The sequence below is a fragment of the Streptomyces sp. SP18BB07 genome, assembly GCF_036322545.1.
GTDB lineage: Bacteria > Actinomycetota > Actinomycetes > Streptomycetales > Streptomycetaceae > Streptomyces > Streptomyces deccanensis.
This window is the reverse complement of the sequence record NZ_JAQYWT010000274.1, coordinates 1-17,851: the sequence shown is the minus strand read 5'-3', so window position 1 is coordinate 17,851 and position 17,851 is coordinate 1. Positions and strand designations below refer to the sequence as shown.

14 protein-coding genes are annotated in these 17,851 nt (G+C 72.0%); 6 read left to right on the top strand and 8 right to left on the bottom strand.

Annotated features, from left to right (window positions below; all coding sequences use genetic code 11):
* Positions 1 to 107: 107 nt before the first annotated feature.
* On the top strand, positions 108 to 1,634 hold the full coding sequence (locus PUR53_RS12960) for an alpha/beta hydrolase (protein WP_329908388.1): 1,527 nt from the start codon (positions 108 to 110) through the stop codon (positions 1,632 to 1,634).
* A gap of 113 nt (positions 1,635 to 1,747) precedes the next feature.
* Here the strand turns inward: PUR53_RS12960 and moeZ are convergent, their stop codons facing one another.
* From moeZ to PUR53_RS12925, 7 genes are all read right to left on the bottom strand, one after another.
* On the bottom strand, positions 1,748 to 2,926 hold the full coding sequence (gene moeZ / locus PUR53_RS12955; protein WP_329898274.1) for an adenylyltransferase/sulfurtransferase MoeZ: 1,179 nt from the start codon (positions 2,924 to 2,926) through the stop codon (positions 1,748 to 1,750).
* Positions 2,927 to 2,989: 63 nt separating this feature from the next.
* A complete protein-coding gene (locus PUR53_RS12950; RefSeq protein ID WP_329908387.1) occupies positions 2,990 to 3,739 on the bottom strand; it encodes a spherulation-specific family 4 protein in 750 nt (249 codons plus the stop codon).
* Positions 3,727 to 4,686, bottom strand: coding sequence for an NAD-dependent epimerase/dehydratase family protein (locus tag PUR53_RS12945; protein WP_215448875.1), 960 nt, complete (start codon positions 4,684 to 4,686; stop codon positions 3,727 to 3,729). Before PUR53_RS12945 ends, PUR53_RS12950 begins: the two co-directional genes overlap by 13 nt.
* A gap of 198 nt (positions 4,687 to 4,884) precedes the next feature.
* Positions 4,885 to 6,132 carry a hypothetical protein gene (locus tag PUR53_RS12940; RefSeq protein WP_329908386.1) on the bottom strand — a complete coding sequence of 416 codons (1,248 nt, stop codon included), beginning with the start codon at positions 6,130 to 6,132 and terminating at the stop codon, positions 4,885 to 4,887.
* The gene (locus tag PUR53_RS12935) at positions 6,129 to 8,360 is read right to left on the bottom strand and encodes a DUF3492 domain-containing protein (RefSeq protein WP_329908385.1); all 2,232 of its coding nucleotides are present in this window, start codon (positions 8,358 to 8,360) and stop codon (positions 6,129 to 6,131) included. Before PUR53_RS12935 ends, PUR53_RS12940 begins: the two co-directional genes overlap by 4 nt.
* 213 nt (positions 8,361 to 8,573) lie before the next feature.
* Positions 8,574 to 9,932: a DUF3152 domain-containing protein gene (locus PUR53_RS12930; RefSeq protein ID WP_443080302.1), complete on the bottom strand. Its 1,359-nt coding sequence runs from the start codon at positions 9,930 to 9,932 to the stop codon at positions 8,574 to 8,576.
* A gap of 437 nt (positions 9,933 to 10,369) precedes the next feature.
* Positions 10,370 to 11,500 carry an alpha/beta fold hydrolase gene (locus PUR53_RS12925; RefSeq protein ID WP_329908383.1) on the bottom strand — a complete coding sequence of 377 codons (1,131 nt, stop codon included), beginning with the start codon at positions 11,498 to 11,500 and terminating at the stop codon, positions 10,370 to 10,372.
* Positions 11,501 to 11,781: 281 nt separating this feature from the next.
* On the opposite strand from PUR53_RS12925, the gene PUR53_RS12920 reads away from it, so the two are divergent.
* From PUR53_RS12920 to PUR53_RS12905, 4 genes are all read left to right on the top strand, one after another.
* Positions 11,782 to 12,000: a hypothetical protein gene (locus PUR53_RS12920; protein ID WP_329908382.1), complete on the top strand. Its 219-nt coding sequence runs from the start codon at positions 11,782 to 11,784 to the stop codon at positions 11,998 to 12,000.
* A 200-nt stretch (positions 12,001 to 12,200) separates the two neighbouring features.
* Positions 12,201 to 12,842 (top strand): TetR/AcrR family transcriptional regulator, encoded by a 642-nt coding sequence (locus PUR53_RS12915; RefSeq protein WP_329898267.1) that lies wholly within the window; start codon positions 12,201 to 12,203, stop codon positions 12,840 to 12,842.
* Positions 12,843 to 13,007: 165 nt separating this feature from the next.
* The gene (locus PUR53_RS12910) at positions 13,008 to 13,235 is read left to right on the top strand and encodes a DUF3107 domain-containing protein (RefSeq protein WP_045559085.1); all 228 of its coding nucleotides are present in this window, start codon (positions 13,008 to 13,010) and stop codon (positions 13,233 to 13,235) included.
* 208 nt (positions 13,236 to 13,443) lie between these two features.
* Positions 13,444 to 13,716 (top strand): hypothetical protein, encoded by a 273-nt coding sequence (locus tag PUR53_RS12905; RefSeq protein WP_329898266.1) that lies wholly within the window; start codon positions 13,444 to 13,446, stop codon positions 13,714 to 13,716.
* A gap of 110 nt (positions 13,717 to 13,826) precedes the next feature.
* Here the strand turns inward: PUR53_RS12905 and PUR53_RS12900 are convergent, their stop codons facing one another.
* Entirely contained in the window at positions 13,827 to 14,603 is a 777-nt protein-coding gene (locus tag PUR53_RS12900) for a ferritin-like fold-containing protein (RefSeq protein ID WP_391805067.1), read from the bottom strand.
* A 493-nt stretch (positions 14,604 to 15,096) separates the two neighbouring features.
* On the opposite strand from PUR53_RS12900, the gene PUR53_RS12895 reads away from it, so the two are divergent.
* Positions 15,097 to 17,478 carry a DEAD/DEAH box helicase gene (locus PUR53_RS12895; RefSeq protein WP_443080301.1) on the top strand — a complete coding sequence of 794 codons (2,382 nt, stop codon included), beginning with the start codon at positions 15,097 to 15,099 and terminating at the stop codon, positions 17,476 to 17,478.
* Positions 17,479 to 17,851: the final 373 nt, after the last annotated feature.

Below are 17,851 nucleotides of genomic sequence, written 5' to 3'. Positions count from 1 at the left end.
GAACGTTATCCACAGGCCATCTCGGCACTCGTCGCGGTCCGCATACCATGGCATGACCGCCATTCGGGACAACCGTCGGGCGGTATCGCGAGAGGGGGGAAGTGTTCATGGCGCGTTTCCCACGGGGGGCGGCTCTGGCTGCTGCCGTGCTGCTGGTCGCCGGCTGTAGCGGCGGCACGGACGACCGGGCCGACGACGAGAGGAACGACGGGAAGGCCTCCGCATCCGCACCGACGCCTTCGTCCGCGTCCCAGAAACTGGACTGGGGGCCCTGCAAAGCGACGTCGGAGGGCCCTGCGCCGGGCGACGACTGGCAGTGCGCGACGCTGAAGGTGCCGTTGGACTACGCCGAACCGGACGGCACGACGATCGGACTCGCGCTGATCCGCAGCAAGGCGACGGGCGACGCCGACGAACGTGTCGGCTCCCTCCTGTTCAACTTCGGCGGACCGGGCGGCTCGGGCGTCTCCACCCTGCCGTCGTACGCGGGCCTGACGAGCGAACTGCACAAGCGGTACGACCTGGTGAGCTGGGACCCGCGCGGGGTGGCCCAGAGCGACGGGGTGCGCTGCCGCAGCGACAAGGAGATCCAGGCGGGTGAGTCGGTGGACGCCACACCGGACGACAGGGCCGAGGAGACGGCCTTCTTCGAGGACGCGGCCGACTTCGGCGCGGGCTGCGAGAAGGCCGCGGGGAAGCTCCTGTCGCACGTGTCGACCACCGAGACCGCCCGCGACATGGACGTCATGCGCCAGGTCCTCGGCGACGAGAAGATGCACTACTTCGGCATCTCCTACGGCACCGAACTCGGCGGCGTCTACGCCCATCTGTTCCCCGAGAAGGTCGGACGCCTGGTCCTGGACGCGGTCGTCGACCCGACCGCCGACACGGTGGGCCACGCCAAGAACCAGGCCCTGGGCTTCCAGCGCGCCCTCGACAACTATCTGGAGTCCACGGGCCAGGACCCCGAGGAAGGCACCCTGAAGATCGGGAAGCTGCTGGAGCGCATCGACGCCGAGCCGCTGAAGACGACATCCGGCCGCGAGCTCACCCAGACCCTGGCGACCACCGGGATCGTCCTGCCGCTCTACAGCGAGCAGAGCTGGCCCACACTGACCAGCGCGCTCGACGCGGCCGAGGACGGCGACGGCACCGAGCTGCTCGCGCTGGCCGACGGGTACAACGAGCGTGACCCGTCGGGCCACTACGGCACGACGACCCACTCCCAACGGGTCATATCGTGCTTGGACCAGAAGCAGCGGCCGACTCCGGAGGAGACGAAGAAGCTGCTGCCCGAGTTCCGGAAGATCTCTCCCGTGTTCGGCGAGTTCCTGGGCTGGGACACGGCGGGCTGGTGCCACGACTGGCCGGTGCCCGGTCTCACGGACTCACCGGAGGTGAGCGCCCCCGGAGCGGAGCCCGTCCTGGTGGTGGGCAACACCGGGGATCCGGCAACGCCCTACGAGGGCGCGCGGAAGATGGCCGGGGAGCTGGGCGAGGGCGTCGGTGTGATGCTCACCTGGGAGGGCGAGGGCCATGGCGCGTACGGCAGCGGCAGCAGCTGTGTCGACTCGACGGTGAACGCGTATCTGCTGGACGGGAAGGTGCCCGAGGACGGCAAGGTCTGCGCGTAGGCCGGTGCGGTCACCGGCTCGCGCCTGTCCGGTGGGCGACGGAGAGGGGCTCGGCACCCGTGGCGCCGAGCCCCGTCCGGAAGGACGCTCGTCCGGTGAACGTGCCCGTTCGGCTAGTAGACCGGCTTGCTGGGCTCGATCTGGTTGACCCAGCCGATCACGCCACCGCCGACGTGGACGGCGTCGGAGAAGCCGGCCGACTTCAGGACCGCGAGGACTTCCGCACTGCGGACACCCGTCTTGCAGTGCAGGACGATCTTCTTGTCCTGCGGGAGGGCCTCAAGGGCGGTGCCCATGAGGAACTCGTTCTTCGGAATCAGCTTGGCGCCCGGAATGGAGACGATCTCGTACTCGTTGACCTCACGGACGTCGATGATCTCGATGTTCTCGCCGTCGTCGATCCACTCCTTGAGCTGCTTGGGAGTGATCGTCGAGCCGGCGGCCGCCTCCTGTGCCTCCTCGGATACGACGCCGCAGAAGGCCTCGTAGTCGATGAGCTCGGTGACGGTGGGGTTCTCGCCGCACACGGCGCAGTTGGGGTCCTTGCGGACCTTGACCTGGCGGTACTGCATCTCCAGGGCGTCGTAGATCATCAGACGGCCGACCAGCGGCTCGCCCGTGCCGGTGAGGACCTTGATGGCCTCGGTGACCTGGATGGAGCCGATGGAGGCGCACAGCACACCGAGGACGCCGCCCTCGGCGCAGGAAGGGACCATGCCCGGCGGCGGGGGCTCCGGGTAGAGGCAGCGGTAGCAGGGACCGTGCTCGGACCAGAAGACGGAGGCCTGGCCGTCGAAGCGGTAGATCGAACCCCAGACGTACGGCTTGTTCAGCAGCACGGCAGCGTCGTTGACCAGGTAGCGCGTCGCGAAGTTGTCCGTGCCGTCGACGATCAGGTCGTACTGGCTGAAGATGCCCATCACGTTCTCGGCCTCGAGCCGCTCTTCGTGGAGGATCACGTTCACGTACGGGTTGATGCCGAGGACGGAGTCACGCGCGGACTCGGCCTTGGAACGGCCGATGTCGGCCTGGCTGTGGATGATCTGGCGCTGCAGGTTCGACTCGTCGACCTCGTCGAACTCCACGATGCCGAGCGTCCCGACGCCCGCCGCGGCCAGGTACATCAGCGCCGGCGAGCCCAGGCCGCCGGCGCCCACACAGAGCACCTTGGCGTTCTTCAGCCGCTTCTGCCCGTCCATCCCGACGTCGGGGATGATCAGGTGGCGGGAGTACCTGCGGACCTCGTCTACGGTGAGCTCGGAAGCGGGCTCGACCAGGGGTGGCAGCGACACGGGGACTCCGTTGGTCGGTCAATCACTACAGTTGTTCTCCCCGTAACACTGCCACGCCCTTTTTCATTCCGAGACACCCGTCCCAACCATCGAGACGATGTCGTCCCAGTAGCCGGGCAGCGTCTCCCAGGGGTCGATCCTGCCGTCGCGGTCCGTGCGGTCGGTGAAGTAGATCGTGGCGGCGCCCTGCCAGCGGGCGATGCGCAGCGCCTCGTCGAGGTGACCGCGCGGGACACCGTGGACGAAGTGGCAGAAGCGCTCGGGTGGATGGTCGGCGGTCCATTCGGCGACCTGCGACCACCGGTAGTCGCTCCAGGGGCCGGAGAAGGTCACCAACTGGTCGGCAGTCTCGACATATCCGGGGTGCGGATGGGTGCCGTGGCCGAGGACGATGTGGCCGCCGCCGAGGAGGGCACGGAGGGTGGTGACCGTGCGGCCGGTCTCGCCGAGGGCGCCGCGTTCGGTGGGACAGCGGTCCAGGAGGAAGCCGTCGACCAGGTACCAGTCGAGATAGCGGCGGGCGTCGGCGGTGATCTCGGCGAAGGCGCGCGCCCCATAGGTCATGTTCAGACGGCCGAGGACCTGGACGCCCGCGTTCCGCAACCGTCCGGCGGCCTCGAGGCAGTGCGGGTCGGGGCGGGTGCCGGGGCCCTCGGAGACGTCGAGGGCGACCCAGTGCAGAGGAGTGCCGGGGCGGGTGAGCTCGCCCCATTCCAGTGGAGCGACGAGGGGGTGGGCATAACCGGGGACTCCGATGCCCAGGCTTAAGCCGGTGCGGGCGATGCCGGACGGGGCGGGGGTCAGATACGGCATGCCGCCTCCATCCAGATGTCGGCCAGGGACTCCTCCAGGTTGATGCGGGGCCGCCAGCCGAGCCGGTCGCGGGCGGTGCGCACATCGGCCTGCTGCCAGCTGCCGCAGCCGTCCGGGTAGGGGTAGGAGACGGGAGCGGCGTGGTCGGGTTCGGGGCGGGGGTGGCCGATGGTGGACCGGAGGGGGTTGGGTGGGGCGTCCAGTTCGTGGAGGGCACCGCCGTAACCGGCGACGCGGGCGAGCACGGCCGCAGCGTCACGGAGGCGCACGGCTCGACCCGAACCGATGTTGATCACACCCTGGGCCGCGGAGAGCGAGGCGGCGTGGACGGCGCGGGCGACATCGCGTACGTCGACGAAGTCGCGTTGGACGCCGAGGCCGCCGAGTTTGAGTTCGCCGTCGCCCGACTGCATGGCGCGGCGCATCGCCTCGGCGAGGCGGCCGAGCGGGGAGCCCGCGGGTGTGCCGGGTCCGGCGGGCGAGAAGACGCGCAGGACCACGGCGTCCAGACCGGAGCCGAGGACGAGTTCGGTGGCGGCGAGCTTGCTCACACCGTACGGACCGCCGGGGCGGGGCACGGCGTCCTCGGCGGTGGACGAGCCGGGCTGGCTGGGCCCGTACTCGGCGCCGCAGCCGAGCTGCACCAGGCGCGCCCCGCAGCCGCTTCGGCGCAGGGCCTCGCAGACGGTGGCGACGGCGACGGTGTTGTGCCGGGTGAGTTCGCGGGCGCCGCCCCGGGTGGCGCCGGCGCAGTTGACGACGACTCCGGGGTGGACGGCGTCCAGGAAGCGGGTGAGCGCGCCGGGGCTGCCGGTGGCGAGGTCGAACCGTACGTCGGCGTCGTCGCCACGGCCGAGCGCGGTGAGCTGGACGGCGGGGTCGGCGAGCAGACGTTCGGCGACGAAGCGGCCGAGATATCCGTTGGCTCCGATCAGCAGGACCCTCATCGGGCGGCTCCCGGGGCGGGCTCTCCGGTTCGGGAGGTGATCATCTGGCGTTCTCCTTATGGGGTGGTGCCGTGGGTGACGAGGTGGGCCCGCGGTGTCGGCCCCGCGGGTGGGGAGGCCCGGGACGGAAGCCCCGCGCATCGATCGGGCTCGGGCTTCGCGCGGCGGTACGAGGCCGGCGTGCGAAGCCGGAGAAGGTCAGGTCGCCCCGGAGGGCAGGGCGTGGGCCGAGGCCCGGGTCAGCGTGCGGGTGGTGTGGACGAGCAGGGCGAACGCGGCGGTGCCGCACACGAGGGCGGGCACGGCCTCGGGCCCCCAGGTGTGTGTGACCGTCTCCACGGGGACGGCCAGGAAGGAGCAGCCGGGCAGGCGGCTCGCGAAGACGGTGCCCAGAGCGAGCGCCTCGGCCAGGGCTGCCGCGCGGAGGGCGATCACCGGGGCCTGGGCGAAACCGTGGGCGGTGAGGAGACGGGCAAGCATGAGGAGCGCTCCGAGGGCCGCGGCGCCCGTTTGCCCGGTGGGCTCGTCCAGGATCGTGCCGCACAGGGTGAGCAGGGCGATCAGGGCACCGAGGTGGAGTGCGAACACACCGAGGATCAGGGGCTTCATGGACTCGGCGAACTCCGCGAGGCCCCGGCTGGCGGTGAGTTTGCGGCGGGCCCGCGCGGAAAGGAGGTGGGCGCACCAGACGGCGGGGGCGCAGGACAGGGCGAGCGCGAGCGCGGGTGCGACGGCCAGGGGCCAGAGACCGTGGGGCCCGCCTTGGAGTCCGGCGGCGAGCAGGCCGTCGCCGAGCAGGGCGTACGCGATCAGCCAGCAGGTCCAGGTGCGGGCCCGGTGCGCCGCGCCGGTCGGGGCACGCAGTGGTCCCCGGTCGACTGCCGCGCGGAGGCCGAGCGCCACCGCGAGGGCGCCGAGAGCCGCGGCCATGAGACGGGGTTGGCCGTCGCTGAACCGCACCCCGACGACACCCGCCGCGCACAGGGTGCCCGGCAGCAGGGCGAACACGGCCCATCCACCGCGTGCGCCGGGCGCGCTCGGCACCGGCTCGCGCTCCGTGGATTCGTCCCCGTCACGCGACACGCGCGCGTACATCTCCTCGGCGAGCGAGAACACGTCGCGGTGCCGGAAGCGGGCGGCCGTTCGGTCGGTCACCCCGTGTGCCTCCAGCCCGGCGGCGATCTCCAAGGGGTCCACCGCCCGCTCGCACAGCTCCCGGTGCCGGTGCATCAGGGCCTTCACGGGGTCCACGGCGCGGCGCCGGGGAGCGGACTTGGGGTCGGCCTCGGGTAGGGCCAGGCCGTCGCCGGCCGCCCGTGGGACAGGGTCGGGCGGATCGACGAGGTCCCGCGAGGCCAGGGGGTCGGCCGGAGTCATGGCATCTGGCAGGAGCTTCGCGTCGAACCCGTCCCACTCGTCCAGCCCGTCCAACCGCAGCCCGCTCATCGCGCCCCCTCCTTCGCGGGGGCCGGCTTGCTGATGACGTTGCCCGAGGGCTTCTCCGCGGCCGGGGCCGGAGAGGGGACCGCCGCAGAAGCGGTAGCGGTAGCGGTAGCGGTAGCGGTAGCGGTAGCGGTAGCCGCGGGCGTGGCCACCGCCGAGGTGGAGACCGAGTCCGGGCCCAGAGCGGCACCCGCCGCATGCGCCGAGGTCGGGCGGACAGCATCACCCGGTACAAAAGCCGAGCCGACCGCAGAACCCGCCCCAGCCACTGAACCGCCAGCCGCCGTCCGGCCCTCCGCCGAAGCCTCCCCCAGCACAGACACTCCGCCCCGCAGAGCCGCCCCATCCCGCCCCTGCACCGCATCCCGGACCGGCTCCGTAGGCCGAACCGGCGCCGTAGCCCGCACGGTTGTCGCCGTCCGCGCAGGGGAGCCGACCGCCCAGCGCGGCCTCCCGGCGGCGCCGCCACCCGGGCCCGTCACATCGGTGCCTGCGGCAGCCCCGGCCCTCCCCGCCAGCCCGGCGGCCCCCCTGCCCCCCGCAACTCCCACGACCCCAGCGACCCCGGCGACCCCCGCGACACCGACGCCGGCCGCCGCATGCCGGGGCTCGGTCCAGCGGCCGGGGATGTGGGCCTCGGCGGGGGCACCAAAGGGCAGTGGTGCACCGGCGTCGTCGAGGACGATCTTGTGTACCGGGGCGTGGGAGACGATCTCCAAATAGATGCCACGAAATGCCGCGACGTTCTGCTCCACCGTGAAGAGTTCGAGAGCGCGGGCGCGGGCGGCCGCACCCAGGCGCGCACGGCGCTCGGGCTCCCTCAGGAGCGCCACGCACGCTTCGGCGAGCGCCCGCGGATTGCGCGGAGGGACGACCAGCCCGGTGCCGCCGATGACCTCCACGACCGCTCCCACATCGGTGGAGACCGTGGGCCGGGCGCAGAACATGGCCTCGACCAGACTGATCGGGAAGCCCTCGACGACACTCGACAACACGACCACCGCACCGGCGGCGTAGGCCTCGGCGAGGTCGGGAACGGCCGGGTCGCCGATCTCCTCGAAGGAGACGGGGTTGTCTCCGACCGCGTGGACGCCGTCCGCCTCGTCGGGGAAGAGCTGCGCGGCAAGGGCCTTGCAGTGGCCCAGGTAGGCGGTGGCCTCGGCTCCCGCGGCCGCTCCGACGATCCTGAGCCGCGCCTTGGGATCCGCCCGACGGATCTCGGCGAAGGCGTGCAACAGCGAGATCAGGTCCTTGGCGGGCTCGATGCGGCCCACCCACACCAGCGTGTGCGGATCCGCACACTCGGGCGACTCGCCCACCCCCGCGAACCGGGCGGCGTCCATGCCGGGGTAGACCGTGCGGATTCGGGCCCGGTCGGCGCCGCAGCGCTCCTGCCAGCGGCGGGCATGGGTGTTACCGGGGGTGAGGCAGGCGGCCTGCCGGTACACCTCTGCGGTGAGCTGCCGGTGGAAGGCCGCGAGGAGCGCGCGCACCGGCGCCTCTCCCGAGGCCCCCAGGTAGTGCGCCCGCAGCGGCACTCCGTACTCGGTGACCAGGAGCGGCACCCCGTGGAAGTGGCGGGCCAACAGTCCGGGCAGCGCGGCCGACCCGCCGGCCGCCGCATGGCACAGGTCGACCGAGCCGAGCCCGTCGTCCTCGTACCAGTCGAGTGAGAGGGGGCGCAGGGCGCGTTCGAGCTGGGAGGCGACAGTCAGCAGATCCGGCACGCGAGCCTCGCGCGCCCCTCGCAACGCGCCGGGCGCACGACAGGCGCGCTCCAGTGTGCGGACAGCGGCCTCGGAGCGCAGCGCGCCGACCAGTCCGCCCTCGTCCCGGGCCAGCTCGGCAAGCCCGTACAACGCGTTGCCGAAACGGTCCGCCTCAGCACCGGCCGAGCCCTCGAACACCTTCCCAGCCGCACCGTCACCCCCGCCCGTCCCCCCCGAACAGACGGCCGCGACCAGCTCCCCGTACGCCTCCGCAAAGCGCCTTCGCGCGCGGCGCCCATGGACGACCCCGTCGTCCTCGGCCGTCCACAGCGGTGCCGTGCGGACGCGGCTGACCTGTGGCGGCAACGGGATCCAGCCCTCGTCCTCCTGCCGCTCACTCCGGCTGAGCGCGTAGATGTCGAACTCGTGTCGCTCCAGCCCACGTACGAGTCGGTCGCACCAGAGCCTGGCGTCACCGCTCACATACGGATAGCCACCCTCCGTAAGCAGTCCGATGCGCACGCGTGCACCCCCGATCTCCCGTTTGAGGAGCCGCCGTTCGCCCGGCGGCCCGCAGCGGGACGAACGTATGCGGACAAGGCGGTGGCGCGACGGACGGTTGTCCATCGCGCCACCAAAAGGGGTGAACGGTCGTAACTTTCACTAGCGGGACGCGTTTCGTCGCGCTAAGGGTTCACCTGATCACGCTGAGTCGGTCGACAGTGTGAGCTGCCGTCAACTACCGGGGTAGGGCCAGGGATTGGCCTTGCAGGTGATCCCCCGGTAGGTCAGGAACTTGCTCTGCTGCTGCATGACGGGCGCGAGGTCGCCGTTCTTGTCGCAGGTCACATGGGGGTACTTGAGGCGGTGGCCGATCTCGTGGTTGATCAGCATCTGCCGGTAGGCGTGGATCTCGTCGCCGTACGTCTCCGAACCCTGGGCCCAGCGGTAGGCGTTGATCATCACGCGCTCGGTGGCGGCCGAGTCGCACGAGACGTTGTCCACGGTGGTGTCGAGCCCCGACTTGGCACACCAGAACGCGGTGGTCCCCGGACTCGCCAGCGTGATCACGAAGTCGGGTGTGCCCGAGGAGATCCGCTCGAACGTACGGCCACCGGCGTGGGCCCAGCTCCGGTCGTCGTTCAGGGTCTTCTGCACAGCGTCCGCGAACAGCTCCGCATCCAGGCCGAGCCCCTTCTCGACATCGACCCGGTAGCGGTACTTCTGCCCCGTCCCCGGCGCCTTGTCGAAGCCCCCGACCGCCTCGAACTCCCCGCCGCCCTCCAGATCCGCGGCGAGCGCGTACTTCTTGTCCATCTTCTGCTCGTACGTCAACGGGGTCGCGCTCGGGCTGGGCGGGACGGACGGTGTGGGCCGGTTGTCGCTGCGCGAGGCGTCGCGCACGGCACGCTCGCCGGCGTCGGCGGCCTGCGGCCGAGTGGCGCTGTCGTCCTCCCCGACGGCCATCTGTCCGCCCACGACCACCACGAGCACGGTCGTGACGGCGGCGGCCGCGATCCCGACGAACGCCCGCCCCTTGCCGCCCTTCGCCGTCCCGGCGGACTCGGTCCCGTCGCCCGGCGGCTGTTCGTGCGGCTCCTGTCGCGGCGACCGCCCGCGCAGTGGCTTCTCTTGGAGGGCCGTCTCGACCCGGCCGTCGTCGTCGGCACCCGGCGCGCCACGATGTGTCCGGCCGGGTGCGAGGACGTCGTCGACCTCGTCGAAGGCGTCCAGATAGGCCTGGCGGGGGCCACCGGGGGGCATGGTCTCCTGCCGCTGCCGGGGAATGGGGATACGGCGGCCCGAACTCTCCGGAAGCACGCCGTGCGGGGCGCCATGGGGTGACACCTCGCCCGGCCCACCATACGGAGCCCCCGCAGGAGCCCCTTGCGCCACGCCGTGTCCGGCGCCCTGCCGACGCCCACCACCACCCAGGTGGCCCCAACCCCCGCCCGCTTCACGCTGCTCGGGGTGTTCACCACGACTCGGCGGATAACCGCGAACCTGGGCCCCGTCCGGAAGACGCGGGAAGCCATGCGCGGGCGTGCCGTCGGACGAACGCGGCACCCCGTGCGCGGGCGTGCCGTCAGGCAGGCGGGGGAAGCCGTGCGCAGGGGTGCCGTCCGCGAAGCGCGCCCCCTGCTGCCCGGCCGCACCACCGCCGAACCCCGGCCCGCCCCGCCCGGGGGCCCCTTGCCCCGGCGTACCGACGTACCCCGGCGTACCGGCGTACCCCGGCGCCCCGGCGTACCCGCGAGGCTGCGGCGCGCCACCCGGCGGCTGTGCTCTCGTCTGCGCCACCGAGGCGCTCACAGCGCTCCCGGAACCCGGCCCACCCGGCCCACCCGGGCCCATGGTCCTCGCGCCCTCGACTTCCTCGGCGCCCCGCGCTCGCGGCGCCGGCGCACGGTCGCCCGCCCCCGTCCCCGCCGCCTCCGACCCCATCGACGTGGCCGTCCGAGCTGTCCTTATATCGCTTGTGTCGCCTTTCGGCGCCCGCCCCTTGCGGCTGTGCCGTCCCACGCCGCGCCTCAGCTCCCCACGCCGGGCAAGCCCTTGGGCGGCCCCTCGGCGACCGAGTCACCCTCGTCGGCGCCGACCGAGCCACCACCACTCACCGAACCACCCTCACCCGAAACATCGACCGACCCCGGCTCCGAACCGCCCGGCTCCGAACCCACCGGCATCGCCTCCACCCCGCTCCTCGCCCTCCCCGCATCCGCGAGCAGTTCACGGAACGCGGCGGCGACCGCCTCCGGGTACTCCATCATCGCCACGTGCCCCGCGTCCGGCAGGGAGACGAGGCGGGAGTCCCGGAAGGAACGGGCGGCGCGCTGGGCCATGCGGTAGCCGACGAGTTGGTCGCGTCGGCCGTAGACGAGGAGGGTCGGGGCGAGGACACGCTCGGCCTGGCGCCAGAGCGAGTGCTGCCCACCCAAAGTGTAGGCGTCCACGAGCCCTCGGGCCGAACGCGTCAAGGCGTCCCACATGTACGGCAGTTGCAGGCGCCGCTCCATCTCCTCCACCGCGTTGCGAAAGCCCTCGTCCGTGACGCGGCCGGGGTCGCCGTAACAGAGCGCCGTGACGCCCCGCACGCGCTGCTCGGCGGTCCAGCCCTTGGTGAAGCGGGTGAAGAGCGCCGACATGCCCGGCAGGGCTAGCATCGCGGTCGGCACGGCGGTCCGCTGCACGCGGAGCTCCGGCAGAGCGGGCGACACCAGGGTCAGGGTGCGGACGAGGTCCGGGCGCAGGGCGGCGACGCGGGTCGCGATCGCGCCGCCGAGGGAGTTGCCGAAGAGGTGCACCGGGCCGCGCCCCGCGGAGTCGAGGTAGCGGATGACGGCGCGGGCGTGTCCCGTGACGGAGTAGTTGCCGTCGTCCGGCGGCGGCGAGTCGCCGAAGCCGGGCAGATCGAGCGCCTCGCTGTCGACGAGCCCGTCGAGCAGCAGCATCAGCGCGGACCAGTTCTGCGAGGAGCCGCCCAGGCCGTGCACGTACAGCGCGGGCGGCAGTCCTTCGCGGGCCGGCGGTCTCGACCGCACCGACAACGTGATCCCCGGCAACCGGACCGACCTCAGCCGCTCACCGGGTGCCACACGCACGGCACTCGTCTTCGGCGACGCGGTGGCGGTCAGCAGGGACGGCAGCTCGGTCGAAGACATGCGGGCAATGTTACGAGACGATCACGCAGTGACTCATGTGTTCGCCGTCACAGACCACACCACAAATCAGCCACCTTTGCCGGGGTACCGGGCGTCGGGTACTCACCGCCGGAACCAGTCGCACCGGACGACCGCGTAGCGCCACGATGACCTGTCTCCTAGGCTCGGAAACGTGCTCTCGGGCAGCGCATCCGGGCTCGCGAAGAGGGCACCCGTACGTGGCCCCCGCCGCCGTCGACGTTCCGGCGGCACCAGGGCAGCACCAGGAAGGGGAACCCACGATGGCCGTTGATCCGACCGATCCCGAGACCTTCGTCGAGGAGGACTCCGTTGAGCTCGACGATGTCGAGGCCCCCGAGGCCGATGCCGCCGAGCAGCACGCGGACGTCGCCCAGCACCGGGACGACCCGTTGACCGACGTCGACACGGGCGCGGCCAATGAGGCCGATCTGGCGGAACAGGCCCGCGTGGTCTCCCTGGACGAGGACGACTATCGGTAACCCGACCCTCACCAGGGACGACGACCGGTGACGAGAAAGGGCTTCCTTCTGCCCACCCTGCCCCTGTTTGGCATGGTTGGCGGCACTTTCCCAGCCGTCCGGTCCGTGAAATTCTGCGCTCGCACCGCGCACACCCGGGTTACCGAAAAGTACGATGGCGGCGCGGCGCACACCGCATGTGGACGATCTTGGGAGGCGGCGTGACAGCCATCGAGCAGACAGAGGCGGCGCGCCCGCGGGGCACACGCCTGCCGCGCCGAGCCCGACGGAACCAGTTGCTGGGCGCCGCCCAGGAAGTCTTCGTGGCCCAGGGCTATCACTCGGCCGCGATGGACGACATCGCCGAGCGCGCCGGAGTCAGCAAGCCGGTGCTCTACCAGCACTTCCCCGGCAAGCTCGACCTCTATCTGGCCCTGCTGGACCAGCACTGCGAGGCCCTGATCCAGGCGGTGCGTGGCGCGCTGGCGTCGACGACCGACAACAAGCAGCGGGTCCGGGCGACGATGGACGCCTACTTCACGTACGTCGAGGACGAGGGCGGCGCCTTCCGGCTGGTCTTCGAGTCCGACCTGACGAACGAGCCCGCCGTGCGCGAGCGCGTCGACAAGGTCACCAACGAATGCGCCGAGGCCATCTGCGACGTCATCGAGGAGGACACCGGCCTCTCCCGCGCGGAGTCGATGCTCCTCGCCTCGGGTCTGGGCGGCCTCTCCCAGGTGGTGGCGCGGTCGTGGCTGCACAGCGACCGCAGCGTCCCGCGCGAGCAGGCGGTCCAGTTGCTGGCCTCGCTCGCCTGGCGCGGTATCGCGGGCTTCCCCCTGCACGGCATCGACCAGCATTGACCCCACCCGCCGGTACGCCGCACCCCGGGTCCGCGGATTTGTTCCCGCCCCCTGTTCGCTCCTGGCGTTCTCAGGCGGAGCGTGCAGGTCCCCTCACCGGGCTAATGTGTGCTGCGTACGGCGCGGAAGCCCGCGCATCTCATTGACCGTCGGAGGGACATAGCCGTGGAGGTCAAGATCGGCGTGCAGCACGCGCCCCGCGAGATCGTTCTGGAGAGCGGTCAGAGTGCCGAGGAGGTCGAGCGTGCGGTTGCCGAGGCGCTGACCGGCAAGTCGGCGCTGCTGAGCCTCACGGACGAGCACGGCCGCAAGGTGCTGATCCCGGCCGACCGTCTCGCCTACATCGACATCGGTGAGCCGACCGTCCGCAAGGTGGGCTTCAGCGCGCTGTAGTCGAGAGGCACAAGAGGCGTACGGAGGGGGCCCGGTGGTGTGAAACCACCGGGCCCCCTCCGTACGCCCACGTCTCAGGGCCACCACGGGGCGCGCCCCCGGAACGCCCACATCTCGCCCACGGACGATGATTGCGTCCCACGCCACGCGGGTAGTACCGGCTACGACCGATTTGCCCAGGCCAGGCCGTGCGGGAGGGAACCCGATCATGTTCTTGGAAGCACTCGGATCCGCACTCCTCGGTTTCGCCCTCGCCTGCGCCGCCGCCTACCGTCTGCCGCACCGTCTGCCGGCCCGCACCCTGGTCCTGCCGACCGGCACCGCCGGCGGTCTCTTCGGCGCCTTCCTGACGCACACGGCGCTCGGCTCCGCCAACTACCTGCTCGTCCTCACCGGCGCCCTGGTGGTCGCAGCGGCCTCCCTCTCCCTGCTCCTGCGCCCGACGGAACGCTTTCGACGCAGCAGCTCGGCGACGGCGTGAGGAGCCACGGATAGGGGCGAAGCCCCATCCAGGGGCGCGGGGACCTGCGCGACCAGCCACGAAGCACCCGCACCCGCCGGACGACAGCTCACCCCACGGCGACTAGGCGCTCACGCGGCCAAGCCCAGCGCGGCCATCCGCTTGGTGTGCGCCTCGGTGATCCGCGAGAACATCCGCCCCACCTCGGCGAGGTCGAACCCGTCGGCCACCCCGCCCACGAGCATCGTGGACAGGGCGTCCCGGTCGGCCACCACCCGCTGCGACTGCGACAGCGCCTCCCCCATCAACCTCCGTGCCCACAGCGCCAGTCGACCGCCCACGCGCGGGTCCTCGTCGATCGCGGCGCGCACCTTCTCCACGGCGAACCCGGCGTGCCCCGTGTCGTCGAGCACGGCGAGCACGAGCGAGCGCGTGTCCGAGTCGAGGTGCGCCGCGACCTCCCGGTAGAAGTCACTGGCGATCGAGTCGCCGACGTAGGCCTTGACGAGCCCCTCCAGCCAGTCCGAGGGCGCGGTCTGCTTGTGGAAGCCGTCGAGCGCGTCGACGAAGGGCTCCATGGCGCGCGTCGGCTCCTCGCCGATCTCGGTGAGCCGGCCGGCGAGCCTCTCGAAGTGGTGGAACTCGGCCGCCGCCATCTTCGCCAGCTCCGCCTTGTCGACGAGGGTGGGCGCCAGCTTCGCGTCCTCCGCGAGCCGCTCGAACGCCGCCAGCTCCCCGTACGCCAGCGCGCCCAGCAGATCCACCACGGCGGCGCGGTACTGCGGGTCGGCGGAGGCACGCTCCCAGTCCTGGGCGGCGATCCCGGTGACCTCCGTGGTGTCGGCGGCGTCGGCGGACTCGCCGCCGGTGGCGTTCTCAGGCTTGTCAGACGTGGTCATGCAGCGCACAATAGCCCGCTCCGCGCAAGGCGGAAGGGCCCGGTCATTCGGTGCGCCATTCAGTGTGACGACGACTACGTGACCAAATCGGCCATCGCATATGCGCGATTCCGGGGTATGGTGGTAATGCGCCTGCTGGTACCACGACGTAGTTCGACGGTGTCTCGACAGGCCGCACGCATGAGGATGCCCGGTCGGTGGCCCGATCGGCTCCGACCCGACAGCCCTCCTTTTCCGTACGGCACTCCGCGTACGGCGTCCGGAGGGAACCCCTCAGCGGTATGAGCGCTAGAGCGTCGGCAGTGGTCCCGTGCCACACGGCCCGCCCGTGCGGTGGCCGACGTCCCCGGCACGGTCCGACACGACCCCCGCGCTCGCCTCACACCGCGTACACAGAAGAGGCAGCACCCTGACTACGACTTTCCGCGATCTCGGCATCTTTCCCGAGACGGCCGAGGCCCTCGAGGCCGTCGGCATCATCAACCCCTTCCCCATCCAGGAGATGACGCTCCCGGTCGCCCTCTCCGGCACCGACGTCATCGGCCAGGCCAAGACCGGTACCGGCAAGACGCTGGGCTTCGGTCTCCCGCTCCTCGAGCGCGTCGTCGTCCCCGCCGACGTCGAGGCCGGCCGCGCCAAGCCCGAGGACCTCGTCGACTCGCCGCAGGCGCTCGTCGTCGTCCCGACGCGCGAGCTGTGCACCCAGGTCACCAACGACCTGCTGACCGCCGGCAAGGTGCGCAACGTCCGCGTCACCGCGATCTACGGCGGCCGCGCGTACGAGCCCCAGGTCGAGGCCCTCAAGAAGGGCGTCGATGTCGTCATCGGCACCCCCGGGCGGCTCCTCGACCTCGCCGGCCAGAAGAAGCTGAATCTCAAGCACGTCAAGTGCCTGGTCCTCGACGAGGCGGACGAGATGCTCGACCTGGGCTTCCTGCCCGACGTCGAGAAGATCATCAACATGCTTCCGGCCCGCCGCCAGACGATGCTGTTCTCGGCCACCATGCCGGGCGCGGTCATCGGCCTCGCCCGCCGGTACATGTCGCAGCCGACCCACATCCGCGCCACGTCTCCGGACGACGAGGGCGCGACGGTCCGCAACACCTCGCAGCACATCTACCGCGCGCACAACATGGACAAGCCCGAGCTCGTCGCGCGCATACTGCAGGCCGAGGGCCGGGGCCTGGTCATGGTCTTCTGCCGTACGAAGCGGACGGCCGCCGACCTCGCCGACCAGCTCAAGCAGCGCGGCTTCGCCTCCGGCGCGGTGCACGGCGACCTCGGCCAGGGCGCCCGCGAGCAGGCCCTGCGTGCCTTCCGCAACGGCAAGGTGGACGTCCTCGTCTGCACCGACGTCGCCGCGCGCGGCATCGACGTCGAGGGTGTCACCCACGTCATCAACTACCAGTCCCCCGAAGACGAGAAGACGTACCTGCACCGCATCGGCCGTACGGGCCGCGCGGGCGCCAAGGGCATCGCGATCACCCTCGTCGACTGGGACGACATCCCGCGCTGGCAGCTCATCAACAAGGCGCTGGACCTCGGGTTCAACGACCCGCCGGAGACGTACTCCACGTCCCCGCACCTCTTCGAGGAACTGAACATCCCCGCTGGCACCAAGGGTGTCCTGCCGCGTTCCGAGCGCACCCGGGCCGGGCTGGACGCGGAGGAGCTGGAGGACCTCGGCGAGCCGGGCGGGCGTGGTCCGCGCGGTCGTGGTGGCCGTTCCTCCGGCCCGGCGTCCGCCGAGCGCGAGCGGGAGCGGGAGCGTCCGGCGCGTACGCCGCGTCGCCGCCGCCGCACGCGTAGTGGCGCCACCGTCGACGGGGCTTCCCCGGAGGCCGCCGCGGTCACGGAGCCGTCGGAGTCCACGCCGACTCCGGGCACCGACACCGACGTGTCCGAGCCTCGTACGCCGCGCCGTCGCCGCCGCACGCGGGCCGGGGTGAACCCCGCCGCCGAGACCGGGACCGAGACCGTCGAGAGTGCGCCGGTCGAGTCGGCGGAGGTCGTGGTCGACACGGTCGCGGGCGTGCCCGCCGAGTCGGTGGAGGAGGCCCCCAAGCCGCGTCGCCGCCGGACCCGTAAGTCGGTGGAGGCCGCTGCCGCCGCCTCTGTGACGGAGGCCGCGCCGGGCGCGGATGCCGCGCTGGACACGGCGGAGGGCACGGCCGCCGCCGAGCCGGCCGCCGAGGTCGAGGCCGAGGCCAAGCCGCGTCGTCGTACGCGCAAGACCGCCGCGCCCGCCGAGGTCGTGAGCGAGGAGGCCGCCGCCGAGGAGGCACCGGCCAAGCCCCGCCGCCGGACCCGCAAGACCGCCGAGCCGGTCGTCGAGGCGACGGACACCGCCGCCGAGGCCGCCGTGGACACCGCCGAGGCGCCCAAGCCGCGCCGCCGGACCCGCAAGGCCGTGGCGGAGGCCGCCGAGACCGTGGTGGAGGCTGTCGCCGAGGAGGCGGTGGTCGAGGCTCCGGCCCCGCGTCGTCGGACCCGTAAGGCCGCGGCGGCCGTCGTGACGCCTGCCGCCGAGGCCGCTGTCGACACGGCTGAGCGGGCTACCGGCGCCGAGCCGGCCGCCGAGGTCGAGGCCGAGGCCAAGCCGCGTCGTCGTACGCGCAAGGCCGCCGCGCCCGCCGAGGTCGTGAGCGAGGAGGCCGCCGCCGAGGAGGCACCGGCCAAGCCCCGCCGCCGGACCCGTAAGGCCGTGGCTACGGCTGAGGGGGCGGTTCCCGCGCAGCCGACGGAGGAGCAGGCCACGAAGCCGCGTCGTACGCGGAAGGCCGCGGCCTCTGTTGCCGTAGAGGAGGCGGGGGCTGAGGCTCCGGCTCCTCGGCGGCGTACGCGGAAGGCTGCTGTGGCTGTGGTGGAGGGCTCGGAGGGCTGAGGCCGTTCGTGCCGACTGGTGAAGGTCCGGTCCCCTTGGTGGGGCCGGGCCTTCGGCCTTTTCTCGCCCCCGCCGCCCCTACCCGTCCCTCCCCCACTCTCGGCTTCGCTCGAGCGGGAGGTGCCCCCACCAAGGGGCTGCGCCCCTTTGACCCCCAGCGTCCGTCCGGTGGGGGCTGGTCGCGCAGTTCCCCGCGCCCCTCAAAAAGCAGGTGCTGCGCCCCGTGCTTTTTGCCTTTAGGGGCGCGGGGAACTGCGCGAGAAGCCCCACCCACCCGCACCCGACCACGCACCCGTCCCGACCCCGCACAGGCTTCGGCGGCCGGTTACTCTCGCCCCATGAGCCGTCCCCCCTCATTCACCCCGCCTCCCGG